The sequence below is a fragment of the Hominimerdicola alba 8 genome, from assembly GCF_000178155.2.
GTDB classification, from domain to species: domain Bacteria; phylum Bacillota; class Clostridia; order Oscillospirales; family Ruminococcaceae; genus Hominimerdicola; species Hominimerdicola alba_C.
In genome coordinates, this window is record NZ_ADKM02000130.1 from 188,024 (window position 1) to 205,529 (window position 17,506).

Consider the following 17,506-nt stretch of genomic DNA (forward strand, 5'->3'; position numbering starts at 1 on the left):
CAATGTCAAAAAAACAAGCATTCAACCCCTATCTGCCAAGCTGGGAATATATCCCCGACGGCGAACCCTACGTTTTTGGCGACAGAGTGTATGTTTACGGTTCACACGACAAGTGGAACGGATATGTGTTCTGCATGGGCGACTATGTATGCTGGTCTGCACCGCTGAACGATCTGGGCAACTGGCGCTATGAGGGCGTTATTTACCCCAGAAACGCCGACCCCATGAACAAGGACGGTCACATGTGCCTCTACGCGCCCGATGTAACAGTCGGTCCCGACGGCAGATACTACCTCTATTACGTGCTTGACAAAGTCGGCGTGATGTCGGTGGCTGTCTGTGATGAACCTGCGGGCAGGTACGAATTTTACGGCTACGTACACTATAAGGACGGCACTCGTCTCGGCGAAAGAGAGGGCGATGAACCCCAGTTCGATCCCGGTGTGCTGACTGAGGGCGGCATTACTTATATGTACAGCGGCTTCTGCGGCATCGGTGACAAGTCCCGCACAGGCGCAAAGGTGGTCACTCTCGATAAGGACATGCTGACCGTCATTCACGAACCGACCGTTGTCGTGCCGGGCAGCTGCTACAGCGAGGGTACAGACTTTGAAAAGCACGCATTCTTCGAGGCTTCGTCAATACGCAAGGTCGGGGATAAATATTACTTCATCTACTCCTCAGAGGTCATGCACGAACTCTGCTACGCTGTCAGCGACAGCCCCCTTGACGGCTTTAAATACGGCGGAGTTCTGGTAAGCAATACCGACCTGCACATAGACAGCTACAAGCCCGCCGATATGCCTACCTGTCGCGGTGCCAACAATCACGGCAGTATCATTCAGCTGAATGATGACTGGTACATCTTCTACCACCGCCACACCAACGGCACATGGTTCTCACGTCAGGGGTGTGCCGAAAAGCTGACCCTTAATGCTGACGGAAGTTTCGATCAGGCAGAGATAACTTCCTGCGGACTCAACGGCGCACCGCTGGTCGGCAAGGGTGAGTATCCCTCTTATATCGCCTGCTGTCTGTTCACCGAAAAGCCCGAACTTTACATCGGTGACCTCAACGCCCCACGCATCGTGCAGGACGGCAGTGACGGTGACGAAGAAGAAGGCTACATCACAAACGTCCACAACGGCACGAATATCGGCTTCAAGTATTTCGACTGCAAGGGCATCACCAAATTCAGCGTGACCACCCGCGCCTACGGTCACGGCGTATTTCAGATCAAGACCGCATGGGACGGCGAAGTGCTGGGCGAGATAAAAGTCGAAGGCACCAACGTCTGGGTGACCAACAGCACCGATGTCGCTCTCCCCGACGGCGTGAACGCTGTCTGGCTGACATTCAAGGGCGACGGCAGTCCTCAGTTAAAGTCTTTCACTCTGGGATAATATCGGCACTATATTTCCGCGCTATAAAGGCAAAAAAATACCGCAGCCCCCACGGACTGCGGTATTATCATTTCAAATAAGATCAGAAACCGAGTATCTTCTTGAAGTCTGCCTTAAGTGCAGCTTCGGTCTTCTCGGCGTCAGCCTTTGTTTCACCGATGGCGGTGTAGTAAGCCTTGATCTTAGGCTCAGTACCCGAAGGTCTGATGATGACGCTCGCACCCTGCTCAAGGTTGAACGCAAGAACATCTGACTTAGGCAGGGTCAGAACAGTCTTTGCACCTGTTGCGCAGTCGGTCTGCTCGCTTGCTGCGTAGTCAGCAACAGAAACAGTCTTAAGACCGCCGATCTCCTTAGGCGCATTTGCTCTCAGACCCGCCATGATCTCCTTCATCTTCTCCATGCCGCTGGCACCCTCGCACTGGAAGGATTCCTGACTGTGCATGTAGTTGCCGTACTGCTTGTAAAGTTCTTCCCTCGCCTGTAACAGAGTGATGCCCTTAGTGCGGTAGAATGCTGCCATCTCGCAGATCAGCATAGATGCCACAACAGCGTCCTTGTCGCGCACGTAAGAACCTGCCAGATAGCCGTAGCTCTCTTCAAAACCGAAGATGTATCTGTCAGCTTCATTGTCCTTTTCAAGGAAACCTATCTGCTCACCGATGAACTTGAAGCCTGTCAGCACGTTCCTCAGCTCAACACCGTATTCCTCAGCTATCTTGCAGCAGATGTCTGTGGTAACGATGGTCTTTACAGCAACAGGGTGCTTAGGCATAGTGCCCAGCGCAGTCCTCTCCTGACAAATGTATTTCAGCAGCATAGCGCCCACTTCGTTGCCCGAGAACAGCACATAGCTGCCATCGGGTGCGGGAACAGCGATGCCCACACGGTCGCAGTCAGGGTCGGTAGCCAGCAGCAGATCGGGCTTTACCTTGTCGCAGAGTTCCAGACCCTTAGCCAGAGCCTCTCTGATCTCAGGGTTCGGGAAAGGACAGGTGGGGAAGTTGCCGTCAGGCTTCTCCTGTTCGGGGACCACAGTCACTTCCTTGATGCCGATCTTGTCGAGTATAGCGCGGACGGGCTTGTTGCCTGTGCCGTTGAGAGGTGTGTAAACTACCTTAAGACCGCTGTCAGCCACCAGATCGGTGTGTATGCCCTGTTCAGCCACCTTGTCGAGGTACTTGTCGATAACAGACTGATCTATGTACTCGATCATGCCGCTTTTAAGACCCTCTTCAAAGTCTATGACCTTAGCGCCGCCGAACATGGGAACATCGTTTATCTTGCCGATAACGGTATTAGCCGCATCAAGTGTTATCTGACAGCCGTCATCGCCGTATACCTTGTAGCCGTTGTACTTAGCAGGGTTGTGTGAAGCAGTTACCATAACGCCTGCCTGACAGCCCAGTTCCCTTACAGCCCATGACAGGCATGGTGTAGGCATAAGTTCGGTGTAGATGTAAGCCTTGATGCCGTTTGCCGCCATAACAGCCGCAGTAGCCTTTGCAAATACATCAGACTTGATACGCGAGTCGTAGGAGATTGCAACGCTGGGGTTCTTGTAAGTTTCGTTTACATAGTCAGCCAGACCCTGAGTAGCGCGTCTGATGGTGTAGATGTTCAGCCTGTAAGCACCTGCGCCTATAACGCCGCGCAGACCGCCTGTGCCGAATTCCAGATCTCTGTAGAAACGGTCGAGTATAGCCTCGTCATCGCCCGCGATGGACTTCAGTTCCTCCTGAAGATCGGGATCATCGACTGCTTTCTCGCACCAAAGCTGATAGAGTTCATTTTCTTTGCTCATATAGATTCACCTCATCAAAAAATTTGCCCGCCGCGCGAGCGAATAATGTTTCCGTAAAAACGAAGTGCGGTTTGTGCGCACTTACACCTATATATTATACCATATTTAGAAAATTTGGCAAGGGGAATAATAGTTTTTTAACAATTATAAACGATTACCCGCGTGATTTTTAAAATTTCCACAAAAATTAATTCAGAACGCACTTGAAAATTAGAAGTATTTGTGGTATAATACTAACAACAAAGGCGATGCCTTGCGTTAAAAATGACTTGAAAAACGATAAACATACCTGCCCCGAAGGAGGAATAACTATGTCAAACAGCGAATACATCACCGAAAAAAGATACTTCCCGTCAAGCGACAAGGGTAAACAGATATATTACGAGATATACACCAAGCCCGACTTTCAGCCGAAAGCGATAGTCCAGCTGGCACACGGCATGTGTGAATATGTGCGCCGCTACAGACCTTTTGCCCGCTGGCTGAACGATCACGGCTATCTTGTGGTGGGTAACGACCATCTCGGTCATGGCATGACTGCCGCAAAGCTGGCAGAAGAAAAAGACGGCATCATCGATCCCGCCGAGAATGACGAATTGGGCTATTTCTCCGAAAATAACGGCTGGCAGCACTGCGTAGCCGATATGCACAGACTGACCCGCATCATGAAGAAGGAATATCCCGATCTGCCATATCTCATGTTCGCACACAGCATGGGCAGTCTGCTGGGCAGGGCTTATGTCACCCAATACCCCGATGAACTTGACGGCGTGATATTCAGCGGCACCAGCGGCCTGCTGGGCACCGAACCCGAACTGCTCCTCTATCTGGAAGGTCTTAAAAAAGCCAAGGGCGACAGATTCAGACCTCCCCTGACCGATAAGGCGATGTTCGGCAGATACGGCATCTACAACACCAAATCGGGCCGTGACGGCGGCGGCTGGCTCAACCGCGATCTCGAAGCGGTCATGAAGTACGCACGGGATCCCTACTGTACTTTCAAGTTCACGGTCAACGGCTTTATAAATCTGGTCAGCGTTGAGCATTTTTCAAACCGCGACCAGTGGTTCGAGGAATACCCGAAAGAACTGCCCACCTACCTTATATCGGGCAGTAAAGACCCCGTGGGCGACTGCGGCAAGGGCGTGCTCAAAGTCTATAACAAGATGAAGCTGTACGACTGCGATGTTGAGATGAAGATCTACAACGGCGCAAAACATGAGATCATCAACGAACTTAACAAGGACGAGGTCTATAACGATGTGCTCGCCTTTTACGAGGGCGTGCTGTCCTGCGGAAAGGGTGAGGGCGAATGTACGCCAGAATAAACAGTCTGGGTCTGCTGGGGCTGAACGCATTCCCCGTGACCTGTGAGATAGAATGCTCGGAGGGCATGGATTCTTTCGATATCGTCGGTCTGGCAGATATCTCGGTAAAGGAGAGCCGCGAGAGGATACGCTCGGCTTTCCGCAGCTGCGGCATGAATTTCCCCGAAGCGAGGGTGCTTGTAAATCTCGCGCCCGCCGATGTCAAAAAGACAGGCGCAGTGCATGACCTTGCCATAGCGGTGGCAGTGCTGAGGGTCATGGGCATATCCGATAACGAGTATATGCAGCGTTCGGCTTTTATAGGCGAGGTGGCGCTCAGCGGCGAGATAAGACCGATACAGGGCGTTCTGCCCATGACCATACTTGCAAAGGAACAGGGCATGCAGCGCATATTCGTGCCGCTGGATAACCTGCGCGAAGCATCGGTGGTCGAGGGTATAGACTGTCTGGGTGTCGGTTCGCTGGGTGAACTGGTCTACCACCTGACAGGCAGGGCAGAGATAGTCCCCGCACTGCCCTACAGACCCGAACAGGTGTCATATTTCGGTGAACTTGATTTCGCTGATGTGCGCGGACAGACTTTGGCTAAACGTGCCCTTGAAGTCGCGGCGGCAGGCGGTCATAATGTGCTGATGGTCGGTTCACCCGGTTCGGGCAAAAGTATGCTGGCAAAGCGCATGCCGTCTATCCTGCCCGCCATGACCTTTGAAGAGTCGATAGAAACGACCAAGATACATTCGGTCGCCGGTCATATCGACAAGAATGCTCCGCTGATAACGGTAAGACCTTTCCGCTCGCCGCACCACACGGTCAGCACAGCAGGTCTTGCAGGCGGCGGCAGTATACCCAAGCCGGGCGAGATATCGCTGGCACATAACGGTCTGCTGTTTTTAGATGAAATGGCGGAATTTTCAAGGGCATCGCTGGAGATACTGCGTCAGCCCCTCGAAGACCAGCAGGTCACCATATCGAGGGTGTTCGGCAGTATCACTTACCCCAGTTCTTTCATGCTGATAGGTGCTATGAACCCCTGTCCCTGCGGATATTACGGCCACCCGACGCGCAAGTGCATCTGTTCGCATAAGCAGGTGGTAAATTATCTCAACAAGATAAGCGGACCTCTGCTGGACAGGTTCGATATACACATCGAAGCTGCGCCCGTCGAGTTTGCTGACCTGTCTGCCGCACAGAAAGAAGAACCGTCAGCGGATATCAGGGCGCGTGTGCAGAAAGCCCGCGATATCCAGACGAAGCGATATGAGGGCACAGGCATAACCTGCAACGCGCGTATAACGCCCGATAAACTCCACGAATTCTGCCCGATGACCGAAAGCGCACGCAATAAGCTGGGTGAGGTCTTCGATAAGCTGGGACTTTCGGGGCGCGCCTACGATAAGCTGATGAAAGTATCCCGCACTGTGGCAGATATGGATAACAGCGACATAATAGCCGAAGACCATATCCTTCAATCGGTACAGTACAGAAGTCTGGACAGAAAATACTGGAGCGGATAAGTACACCTTAACAGAAAATTTACACAAAATCTCATGAATGGTAATTGTAAAACTTTCGGGCTGTTTCATGAAAGGTTTTTGTGAAAAGCGGCGAAAATCGAAAATCGAATAATTTATAGGGCGTAAAAGTCTTGACAAGGGTTGCAGTATGTGATATAATCTTATACTGTATCATAATGGATTTTTACGCCTGTTTTGTTGCCGAAATGTGACAAAAAGAGGGTAAAAGACCCTTTCGTGAGGTGCTTTTTGACCACTTGTCAAGTGCTGGAAAAAGCATGAGTCACAGAAAGTTAACAAAGATTTTGAAATAAATTAAGGAGTGATCGAGCCTATGGTTAATGTCAAGGACGTAAGACTTGGTAAAAACACCAGAAAAAGCTTCGCCAAGATCAACGAAGTCCTGGAAATGCCTAACCTCATCGAGGTGCAGAAGAACTCTTACCAGTGGTTTCTGGATGAGGGTCTTAAGGAGGTCTTCAGGGACGTTTCGTCGATCACAGACTACAACGGCAATCTGGAGCTGACTTTTGTCGGCTACCGCTTTGATGAAAACTCAAAGTATACGATAGCCGAGTGTAAGGCGAGAGATGCAACGTATGCAGTTCCGCTGAGAGTTACCGCAAGACTCAACAATCTCGAAACGGGAGAGATCAAGGAGTCAGAGGTATTTATGGGCGAGTTCCCGAAGATGACCGACAGCGGTACATTCGTCATCAACGGCGCTGAGCGTGTCATAGTATCTCAGCTGGTGCGTTCACCGGGCGTTTACTATGCTTTTGACAAGGACAAGACAGGTAAGGACCTGTTCAAGACCACCGTTATACCTAACAGAGGTGCGTGGCTCGAATACGAGATGGACTCCAACGATGTCGTTTATGTCCGTATAGATAAGAACAGAAAGATACCGATAACTACTTTTATAAGAGCACTGGGCTTCGGCACAAATGAGGAGATCGAGGCTACTTTCGGCGTTGACGAGCGTCTGACTCAGACCATCATGCAGAAAGACCAGACCGCTAACCGCGAGGAAGCTCTGTTACAGGTATACCAGAAGCTCCGTCCGGGCGAGCCTCCTACGGTCGAGTCCTCCGAAACTCACCTGAACAATCTGTTCTTCGATGCCAAGAGATACGACCTGTCAAGATTCGGACGCTATAAGTATAACAAGAAGCTGGGCGTAGGTTCCAGACTGGTAGGTCATAAGCTGACAAGAGCCGTCGTTGCTCCCATGACAGGCGAAGTCCTCGCGGAAGAGGGCGACCTTATCAATTATGAGAAGGCTATGGAGATCGAAACTGCGGGCGTTAAGGAAGCGTTCGTTTCAGTCGAGGTCAAGGAGTATGAAACTGCTCCCACAGGCGAAACTGTTACCAGAATGGTAGATAAGGAAGTCAAGATCATAGGCAGCGGCATGGTAGATATGCAGGCTTATGTTGACTTTGATCCCGCTGAGTGCGGCATCAATGAAAAGGTCAGCTTTGCAGTCCTCAAAGAGATACTGGAAAGCACCGATGATGAGGAAGAACTGAAGGAAACCATCAGGACAAGGGCTGATGAACTTGTGCCGAAGCACATCGTTATAGATGATATCGTGGCTACAGTTTCCTATTTCCTCAATCTCTGCGACGGCGTTGGCACAGTGGACGATATCGACCATCTGGGCAACAGACGTATCCGTTCGGTAGGTGAACTGCTCCAGAACCAGTTCCGTATCGGCTTCACCAGAATGGAAAGAGTTATCCGTGAAAGAATGAATATACAGTCGCAGGACAGCGAAGTCGTTACACCTGCGGCACTGATAAATATAAGACCCATCACTGCGGCTATCAGAGAGTTCTTCGGTTCATCTCCTCTGTCACAGTTCATGGATCAGAACAACCCTCTTGCTGAGCTGACTCACAAGAGAAGACTCTCGGCACTGGGTCCCGGCGGTCTGTCAAGAGACAGAGCGGGATTTGAAGTCCGCGATGTTCACTACACACATTATGGCAGAATGTGCCCAATAGAAACACCCGAAGGTCCTAACATCGGTCTGATCTCCTATCTGGCATCATTCGCAAGAATAAATAAGTACGGCTTCATCGAAGCACCTTACAGAAGAGTCGATAAGGAAACAGGCGTAGTTACCGACGAGGTAGTTTACATGACTGCTGATGTCGAGGATAACTTCATGGTAGCACAGGCAAACGAACCGCTGACCGAAGACCACAAGTTCGCAAGGGCTAAGGTAAACGGCAGATACAGAGATCAGATCCTTGAGATCGAGAACGAGAAGATCGATTTCATGGACGTTTCGCCTAAGATGGTCGTTTCTGTTGCGACTGCCTGCATACCTTTCCTCGAAAACGATGACGCGAACCGCGCACTGATGGGCTCGAACATGCAGAGGCAGGCTGTGCCGCTTCTCAAGACCGAGTCGCCTATCGTTGGTACAGGTATGGAGTACAAGGCTTGTATCGATTCAGGCGTTGCTGTAGTTTCAACTAAGGCGGGCGTTGTTGAGAGCGTTGACGCTGATAAGATAGTTGTCCGTGAGGACGACGGCAATATGCACACCTACGAACTGACCAAGTTCAAAAGGTCGAACGCAGGTACCTGCACTAACCAGCGTCCTATAGTTGATAAGGGCGAACGCATCGAGGCTCACCAGATCATCGGTGACGGTCCCGCTACTTCAAACGGCGAACTTTCACTGGGTAAGAATGCACTGATAGGCTTCATGACCTGGGAAGGCTATAACTACGAGGACGCAGTTCTGCTGAACGAGAACCTTGTAAAGCAGGATAAGTATACCTCTATACACATCGAGGATCTGGAAACCGAAGCAAGAGATACCAAGCTGGGACCTGAGGAGATCACAAGAGATATCCCCAACGTCGGTGAGGACGCGCTGAAGGATCTGGACGAGAACGGTATCATCAGGATAGGTGCTGAGGTAAGATCGGGCGATATCCTGGTAGGTAAGGTAACGCCTAAGGGCGAGACCGAACTGACTGCCGAAGAAAGACTGCTGAGAGCGATCTTCGGTGAGAAGGCTAGAGAAGTAAGAGATAATTCACTTAAGGTACCTCACGGTGAGGCAGGTACTATTATAGAAGTCAGAGTGTTCACCCGCGAGAACTGTGACGAACTTTCTCCCGGAGTAAACATGCTGGTAAGATGCTACATCGCACAGAAGAGAAAGATCTCTGTGGGCGATAAGATGGCGGGTCGTCACGGTAATAAGGGTGTCGTTTCAAGAATACTCCCGCAGGAAGATATGCCTTTCCTCGAGGACGGTACTCCTCTGGATATCTGCCTGAACCCTCTGGGCGTGCCTTCACGTATGAATATCGGTCAGGTGCTTGAAGTTCATCTTGGTATGGCTGCAAAGGCGCTTGGCTGGAAGATAATGACCCCTGTATTCGACGGCGCACACGAGGCTGATATCCGTGAGTGCTTCAAGATGGCACAGCAGAACTACCTCGAGCATAAGGACGATGAATTTGAGATCCACCCGATGGACGAAGTCATCAACCCCAATGCACTGAGCATGAGCGAAGACGGTAAGTTCACCGTTTACGACGGCAGAACAGGTGAGAAGTTCGATAACCGCGTTACCGTAGGTTACATGTACTACCTGAAACTCCACCATCTGGTCGATGATAAGATCCACGCACGTTCCGTTGGTCCTTACTCACTGGTAACACAGCAGCCTCTCGGCGGTAAGGCACAGTTCGGCGGTCAGCGTTTCGGTGAGATGGAAGTTTGGGCGCTGGAAGCATACGGCGCTGCTTATACACTTCAGGAGATCCTGACTGTCAAGTCGGATGACCTGAACGGACGTGTCAAGACCTACGAGGCTATCGTCAAGGGTCAGAACGTTCCTAACCCGGGCGTTCCTGAGGCGTTCAAGGTGCTTATCAAGGAACTTCAGTCGCTCTGCCTTGATATCAAGGTGCTGAACATCAATAACGAAGAGATCGACCTCAAGCAGAAGTTCGATGATGATGACGATCTGATCCCCACACACTACGCTGATGACAATACCAAGATGTCGGCTGAGAGTGAGGATTTCGGTGAAGGCTTCTCCGCTGAGGACGAGGACGGTACTTCCGAACTGGATCGCGGTGATCTGGACGATTACGGCAGCAGCGGTGATGACGATTACAGCTACGGCGACGGCAGCGGTGACGATGATGACGATTATCTGCACGACAGCTACACAGGCGACGTTGAAGATGAAGATGACCTGTTTGAATAAGCAGGCAGACAAATAGTGCCGGCACTCATTCGGCAAAACAAAAGATCAGGGAAGAAGAGGCAGTCAGCGCCCACTGACGGCGCTGCGCTTCTTACCTCTTACTTCTAAACTTCTTAATATCAAGGAAGGGGTATCGCTGTTGGATTTTAATGTATTTGAATCAATAAAGATAGGTCTTGCTTCGCCCGAAAAGATCAGAGAGTGGTCTTACGGTGAGGTAACAAGACCCGAAACAATAAATTACCGTACACAGAAGCCCGAAAAGGACGGTCTGTTCTGCGAAAGGATATTCGGACCACATAAGGACTGGGAGTGCCACTGCGGTAAGTATAAGAAGATACGCTTCAAGGGTAAGATCTGCGAGCGCTGCGGCGTTGAAGTAACAAGGGCTAAGGTAAGACGTGAAAGAATGGGTCACATCGAACTGGCAGCACCCGTTTCGCATATCTGGTATTTCAAAGGCACACCCTCCCGTATCGGTCAGATGTTGGAGATCTCCCAGAAAAGACTGGAAGAAGTGCTGTACTTCACAAAGTATATCGTTATCGATCCGGGTAATACCGAGCTGGTAAAGGGCAAGCTGCTGACCGAGCAGGAGTATAACGATCTGCTGATAAAGTATGACGAGAATGACTTCAAGGCAGGCATGGGCGCTGAGGCGATCAAGCAGCTGCTTGAAGAGATAGATCTGGAGAAACTCTCCGCTGAACTTAAGGCTGAACTGAAAGAACTGCCCGCAGGTCAGAAGAAGATCAAGCTCCTGAAAAGACTGGAGATCGTTGAAGCATTCAGATCATCGGGCAACAGACCCGAATGGATGATACTGGACGTTGTACCCGTAATACCGCCCGATATCAGACCTATGGTAATGCTGGACGGCGGCAGATATGCTACCTCCGACCTGAACGACCTCTACAGAAGAGTTATCAACAGAAATAACCGTCTGAGAAGAATGCTCGAGATGGAAGCACCCGATATCATCGTAAGAAATGAGAAGAGAATGCTTCAGGAAGCTGTTGACGCACTGATCGACAACGGCAGACACGGCAGACCTGTGACAGGTCCCAACAACAGGGCGTTCAAATCTCTTTCGGATATGCTTAAAGGTAAGCAGGGTCGTTTCCGTCAGAACCTGCTGGGTAAGCGTGTTGACTATTCGGGACGTTCCGTTATCGTCGTTGGCCCTGAACTGAAAATGTATCAGTGCGGTCTGCCTAAGGAGATGGCGCTGGAACTGTTCAAGCCGTTCGTTATGAAGCGACTGGTAGACACCAATCCTACTATTAATATAAAGAGCGCAAGAAAGTACGTTGAAAGAGCAAAGCCCGAAGTTTGGGACGCTCTGGAGAACGTTATACAGGGTCACCCTGTAATGCTCAACCGCGCACCTACACTGCACAGACTGGGTATCCAGGCGTTCGAGCCTATCCCGGTCGAAGGCAGAGCGATCAAGCTGCACCCGCTGGTTTGTACCGCGTTCAACGCCGACTTCGACGGCGACCAGATGGCGGTACACCTGCCTATATCCGTTGAAGCACAGGCTGAGGCGAGATTCCTCATGCTGGCAGCTAACAACCTGCTTAAGCCTTCGGACGGTCGTCCTGTGGCTGTTCCTTCGCAGGATATGCTGCTGGGTTCCTATTACCTGACTCTCCAGAAGAAGGGTGAACCAGGTGAGGGCAAGGTGTTCAGAGATGTCAACGAAGCTATCATGGCGTATGATAACCACGATGTTTCGCTGCATGCTGCCATCAAGGTACGTATCACCAAGCAGATCGGTGAGAGAACTATCTCAAAGATCATCGATGCAACAGTCGGCAGACTTATCTTCAACTCCATCATTCCTCAGAATCTGGGCTATGTTGACAGAAATGAGTCGGATAAGATGTTCGACCTCGAAGTCAGCTTCCTCGTAAAGAAGAAGCAGCTGGGTGATATCATCGACAGTTGTATACAGAAACACGGCACCACCGCTACTTCCGAAGTGCTCGACAACATCAAGGCACTGGGCTATAAGTATTCCACCAAGTCTGCCATAACCGTTGCAGTCTGCGATGCGGATATCCCCGCTTCCAAGAAGGATATACTCGCTGAGGCTGATGCACTGGTAGAAAAGGTGGATAAGCAGTATAAGAGAGGCTATATCTCCCGTGAGGAGAAGTCCAAGAAGTTCATCGAGATCTGGAACGCTGCTACCGATAAGGTAACAGAGGCACTGAAAGCAAGCTACGACACCGAGCACAATCCTATCCATATGATGGCTGACTCAGGTGCCCGTGGTTCGATAAACCAGATAAGACAGCTCGCAGGCATGCGTGGTCTGATAGCAAATACATCGGGTTCTACCATCGAGATGCCTATCAGAGCCAACTACCGTGAGGGTCTGAACATACTGGAATACTTCATTTCCTCACGAGGCGCAAGAAAGGGTCTGGCAGATACCGCGCTGCGTACTGCTGACTCCGGTTACCTGACAAGACGTCTGGTCGATGTTTCGCAGGACGTTATCATAAGACAGAAAGACTGCGGTACACACGTAGGTATCGAGATCTTCGATATAAAGAACGGCAACGAAATGATCGAGCCGCTGAGCGAAAGACTTGTGGGCAGATACCTTGTTGAAGACTACAAGGACGCTAAGACAGGCGAGATGATCTGCACCAAGAACAAGCTGATAAGCGAGCATGACGCGGCTAAGATCGTGGCAGCCCTTGAAGCTGAGGGCAAGACCTCTATCCAGATAAGATCCGTGCTCCAGTGCAAGGCGAGAAACGGCGTTTGCGCTAAGTGCTACGGCGCTAACCTTGCCAACGGCAGCGTCGTCATGGTCGGTGAAGCAGTCGGCGTAATCTCCGCACAGTCCATCGGTGAGCCTGGTACTCAGCTGACAATGAGAACCTTCCATACAGGCGGTATCGCATCGGCAGAAGATATCACACAGGGTCTTCCCCGTGTCGAGGAACTGTTCGAGTCGAGAAAGCCTAAGGGCGCTGCTATCATCTCTAAGATCGGCGGCGTAGTAAGGATCGAAGAGGTCAAGAAGACCAAGCAGATCACCGTTACCGAAGAGATAATGGCTGACGGCAGGATAACTCCCGTTGAGGAAAGCTATCCTATCCCTTACGGCTATAAGATCAGAGTAAAAGAAGGTCAGGTCGTCGTTCCCGGTGAACCTCTGACAGAAGGTTCCATCAACCCTGCCGATATCCTTGCTGTCAACGGCGAAAAGGCTGTCCAGAATTACATCATCACCGAAGTTCAGAAGGTTTACCGTCTGCAAGGTGTTGATATCAACGACAAGCACATCGAAGTTATCGTCCGCCAGATGATGAGAAAGGTCAAGATCGATGACGCAGGCTCCAGCTTCAAGCTGCCCGGTGAACTGGTAGACAGAAACGAAGTTGACAGACTGAACGAAGAGATACAGGCTCAGATCGATGCAGGCGACGAGAACGCAAGACTCATCACCACACTGCCTGTTCTTCAGGGTATCACTAAGGCTTCCAGCTACTCTGACAGCTTCCTGTCAGCAGCTTCCTTCCAGGAAACCACTAAGGCTCTTACAGATGCAGCTATCAGAGGCAAGACCGATAAGCTGCAGGGTCTTAAGGAGAACGTTATCATCGGTAAGCTGATACCTGCGGGTACAGGTATGGATGTTTATAACAAGGTCGAGATCGTCAAGAACGAAAGCACTCACCCTGTTACCGATCCGTTATTTTAAAATATCGCTCCCTCGCTTATGCGGGGGAGTTTTTTTGTGGCTGTGATATCTGACATCACCGAAAAATAAAGCGAAACAGTAGATAATGTACACCCCGCCCGCAACTTTGGCAAAACGTTTTGTGTGAAGTGTCAAAATTATGTTAAGATGCTTGACAGATCGGATAAAGGAGTGTATAATAGACAAGTACGCTGACAATAGGGTCAGTGTAACTATTTGATGAAAGGAGAGAAATCATGCCAACCTTTAACCAGTTAGTAAGAAAGGGCAGAAATGTACTTGCAGACAAGTCTACAGCTCCTGCACTTCAGAAGGGCTTCAATGCCAAGAAGAAGAGAGTTATCGATCAGAGCTGTCCTCAGAAGAGAGGCGTTTGCACCGTTGTAAGAACCGCTACTCCTAAGAAGCCTAACTCCGCAATGAGAAAGGTAGCCAGAGTAAAGCTGACCAACGGCTACGAGGTAACTGCATACATTCCCGGCATCGGTCACAACCTTCAGGAGCACTCTGTTGTACTTATCAGAGGCGGAAGAGTTAAGGACCTCCCTGGTGTAAGATACCACATCATCCGCGGTACTCTCGATGCACAGGGCGTTGCCAAAAGAATGCAGGCAAGATCCAAGTACGGCGCTAAGAAGCCTAAGGCAGGCGCTGCCAAGTAAGCTGAATGCTTGCTGAACATGGGACGATGTCCCGAAGATAATCAAAGGAATAACTCATTGCCGCTAAAAGCGGAGACCACAGTTTTAGTGGAGTGATTAATATATATTAAGTAACTCTGCATGGAACTGACGGGGCTGTGACGCGATAAAACGTGGTCACAGAGCGAGTACCTATGAATTCATTATTTGTGAAGGAGGGAATTAAAGTGCCAAGAAGAGGTAGAGTTACTAAGAGAGATGTGCTCCAGGATCCTGTATACAACAGCAAGCTGGTAACACGTCTGGTAAACAATATCATGCTCGACGGTAAGAAGGGTGTTGCCCAGAAGATCGTTTACGGAGCATTCGAGATCGTAGAGGAGAAGACAGGTCGTCCTGCACTCGAGGTCTTTGAAGAGGCTATGAACAACATCATGCCTGAGCTGGAGGTAAAGGCTCGCCGTGTCGGCGGTGCTACCTATCAGGTACCTATGGAGGTTAGACCTGACAGAAGACAGACTCTGGGTCTGAGATGGATAACCAAGTATTCTCGTGAAAGACACGAAGATACCATGAAGGAAAAGCTGGCAGCTGAGATCCTCGACGCTCTTAACGGTGTTGGCGGTTCATGCAAGAAGCGTGACGACACACATAAGATGGCTGAAGCTAACAAGGCTTTCGCTCACTACAGATGGTAAGAGTATAGAGGAGGATAAATCATGGCAAGAGAATGCAAACTGCAGGATTACCGTAATATCGGTATCATGGCACATATCGACGCCGGTAAGACAACTACTACCGAGCGTATCCTGTTCTATACCGGTGTTAACTATAAGCTCGGCGAAACCCATGACGGTGCTTCCACAATGGACTGGATGGCACAGGAGAAGGAGAGAGGTATAACCATCACTTCTGCTGCGACCACCTGCTACTGGAAGGGTCACAGACTTAACATTATAGATACTCCTGGTCACGTTGACTTCACTGTTGAAGTTGAGAGATCACTGAGAGTACTCGACGGCTCCGTTACCGTTCTTTGCGCAAAGGGCGGCGTTGAGCCTCAGACTGAGACCGTTTGGCGTCAGGCTGATAACTATAAGGTACCAAGAATGGTATACGTCAATAAGATGGATATCATGGGTGCTGATTTCTATAACGTACTGAACATGCTTCACGAAAGACTTCAGTGCAACGCCGTTCCTGTACAGCTGCCTATCGGCGCTGAGGACGATTTCAAGGGCATCATCGACCTGCTCGAAATGAAGGCGTATATCTACTACGATGATCTGGGCAAGGACATCAGATGCGAGGATATCCCCGCTGATATGATGGACAAGGCAGAACAGTACAGAGCTGATCTGATCGAACACCTTGCAGAAGTTGATGATGATCTCGCTGAGAAGTTCTTTGCTGATGAAGAGATCACTATCGACGAGATGAAGAAGGTAATAAGAAAGTCCACCATTGCTAATACAATGGTTCCTGTTTGCTGTGGTACTTCCTACAGAAACAAGGGCGTACAGAAGCTGCTGGACGCTATCGTTGACTATATGCCTTCTCCTATCGACGTTCCTCACATCAAGGGCGTTAACCCCGACACAGGTGAGGAGTGCGAAAGAATTTCAGGCGATGACCAGCCTTTCGCTGCTCTCGCATTTAAGATCGCTACTGACCCGTTCGTTGGTAAGCTGGCATACTTCAGAGTTTACTCAGGTGTGCTGACCGCTGGTTCTACCGTTTATAACTCCACAAAGGATAAGGACGAGAGAATAGGCCGTATCGTTCAGATGCACTCCAACGACAGAAAGGACATCGACACCATCTATGCAGGTGATATCGGTGCTGCTATCGGTCTTAAGAATACTACAACAGGTGATACTCTCTGCGATGAGAAGAACCCTGTTATACTGGAATCCATGGAATTCCCTGAGCCTGTTATCCAGCTGGCTATCGAGCCTAAGACTAAGGCAGGTCAGGAGAAGATGGGTATCGCGCTGGCTAAGCTGGCTGAAGAAGACCCGACCTTCAGAACCTATACTTCTGAAGAAACAGGTCAGACCATTATCGCAGGTATGGGTGAGCTCCATCTGGAGATCATCGTTGACAGACTGCTGAGAGAGTTCAAGGTAGAAGCAAATGTTGGTGCTCCTCAGGTTTCTTATAAGGAAACTATCACTAAGGAAGCTAACGTTGACTACAAGTATGCTAAGCAGTCGGGTGGTAAGGGTCAGTATGGTCACGTTAAGATCAATGTTTACCCCAACGAGAGCGGTGCAGGCTACGAGTTTGTAAACAAGGTAGTCGGCGGCTCTATCCCCAAGGAGTATATCCCTGCTGTTGACGCAGGTATCAGGGGCGCTATGGAAAGCGGCGTACTCGCAGGCTTCCAGGTAGTTGACTGCAAGGTTGAACTGTATGACGGTTCTTACCACGAAGTTGACTCCTCTGAAATGGCGTTCAAGATCGCAGGCTCTATGGCATTCAAGGAGGCTATGAAGAAGGCTGCTCCTATAATCCTTGAGCCTATCATGAAGGTTTCTGTAATAGCACCTGATGATTATCTGGGTACTGTTATCGGTGACCTGAACTCCAGACGTGGTCAGATCCTCGGCCAGGAGCAGAGAACAGGTGCAGTTCAGGTTGATGCACTGGTTCCTCTGTCTGAGATGTTCGGCTACTCCAACGATCTGCGTTCCAAGACTCAGGGTCGTGGTCAGTACGCTATGGAGCCTCACAGCTATACTCAGGTTCCTAAGAGCATTTCCGAGAAGATCATGACTTCCAGAGCAAAGGATTGATTTTTGCAATTTTTTTCGTAAAAACTCTTGCAAAATCATAAATAATTT

Annotated in this window: 9 protein-coding genes; 8 read left to right on the plus strand and 1 reads right to left on the minus strand. The window is 50.1% G+C overall.

The genetic code is table 11. From position 1 onward, the window contains the following. Positions 1-2 precede the first annotated feature (2 nt). Entirely contained in the window at positions 3-1,403 is a 1,401-nt protein-coding gene (locus CUS_RS17050; RefSeq protein WP_002853110.1) for a family 43 glycosylhydrolase, read from the plus strand. Positions 1,404-1,485: 82 nt separating this feature from the next. Here CUS_RS17050 and CUS_RS17055 read toward each other — a convergent pair whose 3' ends face one another. Further along, positions 1,486-3,207 carry a phospho-sugar mutase gene (locus CUS_RS17055; protein WP_002853059.1) on the minus strand — a complete coding sequence of 574 codons (1,722 nt, stop codon included), beginning with the start codon at positions 3,205-3,207 and terminating at the stop codon, positions 1,486-1,488. Positions 3,208-3,518: 311 nt separating this feature from the next. Between CUS_RS17055 and CUS_RS17060 the strand changes: the two genes are divergently transcribed. From CUS_RS17060 to fusA, 7 genes are all read left to right on the plus strand, one after another. After that, a complete protein-coding gene (locus tag CUS_RS17060) occupies positions 3,519-4,535 on the plus strand; it encodes an alpha/beta fold hydrolase (RefSeq protein ID WP_002852937.1) in 1,017 nt (338 codons plus the stop codon). Beyond that, positions 4,520-6,049: a YifB family Mg chelatase-like AAA ATPase gene (locus CUS_RS17065; RefSeq protein WP_002852799.1), complete on the plus strand. Its 1,530-nt coding sequence runs from the start codon at positions 4,520-4,522 to the stop codon at positions 6,047-6,049. The genes CUS_RS17060 and CUS_RS17065 overlap by 16 nt, the downstream gene beginning before the upstream one ends. A gap of 334 nt (positions 6,050-6,383) precedes the next feature. After that, positions 6,384-10,295: a DNA-directed RNA polymerase subunit beta gene (rpoB, locus tag CUS_RS17070; protein WP_002852722.1), complete on the plus strand. Its 3,912-nt coding sequence runs from the start codon at positions 6,384-6,386 to the stop codon at positions 10,293-10,295. A gap of 139 nt (positions 10,296-10,434) precedes the next feature. Beyond that, the gene (gene rpoC / locus CUS_RS17075; protein ID WP_002852700.1) at positions 10,435-14,019 is read left to right on the plus strand and encodes a DNA-directed RNA polymerase subunit beta'; all 3,585 of its coding nucleotides are present in this window, start codon (positions 10,435-10,437) and stop codon (positions 14,017-14,019) included. Between the two features lie 236 nt (positions 14,020-14,255). Next, complete coding sequence (gene rpsL, locus CUS_RS17080) at positions 14,256-14,681, plus strand: 30S ribosomal protein S12 (RefSeq protein ID WP_002852924.1); 426 nt, start codon at positions 14,256-14,258, stop codon at positions 14,679-14,681. Between the two features lie 206 nt (positions 14,682-14,887). After that, a complete protein-coding gene (gene rpsG / locus CUS_RS17085; RefSeq protein ID WP_002853108.1) occupies positions 14,888-15,358 on the plus strand; it encodes a 30S ribosomal protein S7 in 471 nt (156 codons plus the stop codon). Between the two features lie 21 nt (positions 15,359-15,379). Then, positions 15,380-17,458 (plus strand): elongation factor G, encoded by a 2,079-nt coding sequence (gene fusA / locus CUS_RS17090; protein ID WP_002853082.1) that lies wholly within the window; start codon positions 15,380-15,382, stop codon positions 17,456-17,458. Positions 17,459-17,506: the final 48 nt, after the last annotated feature.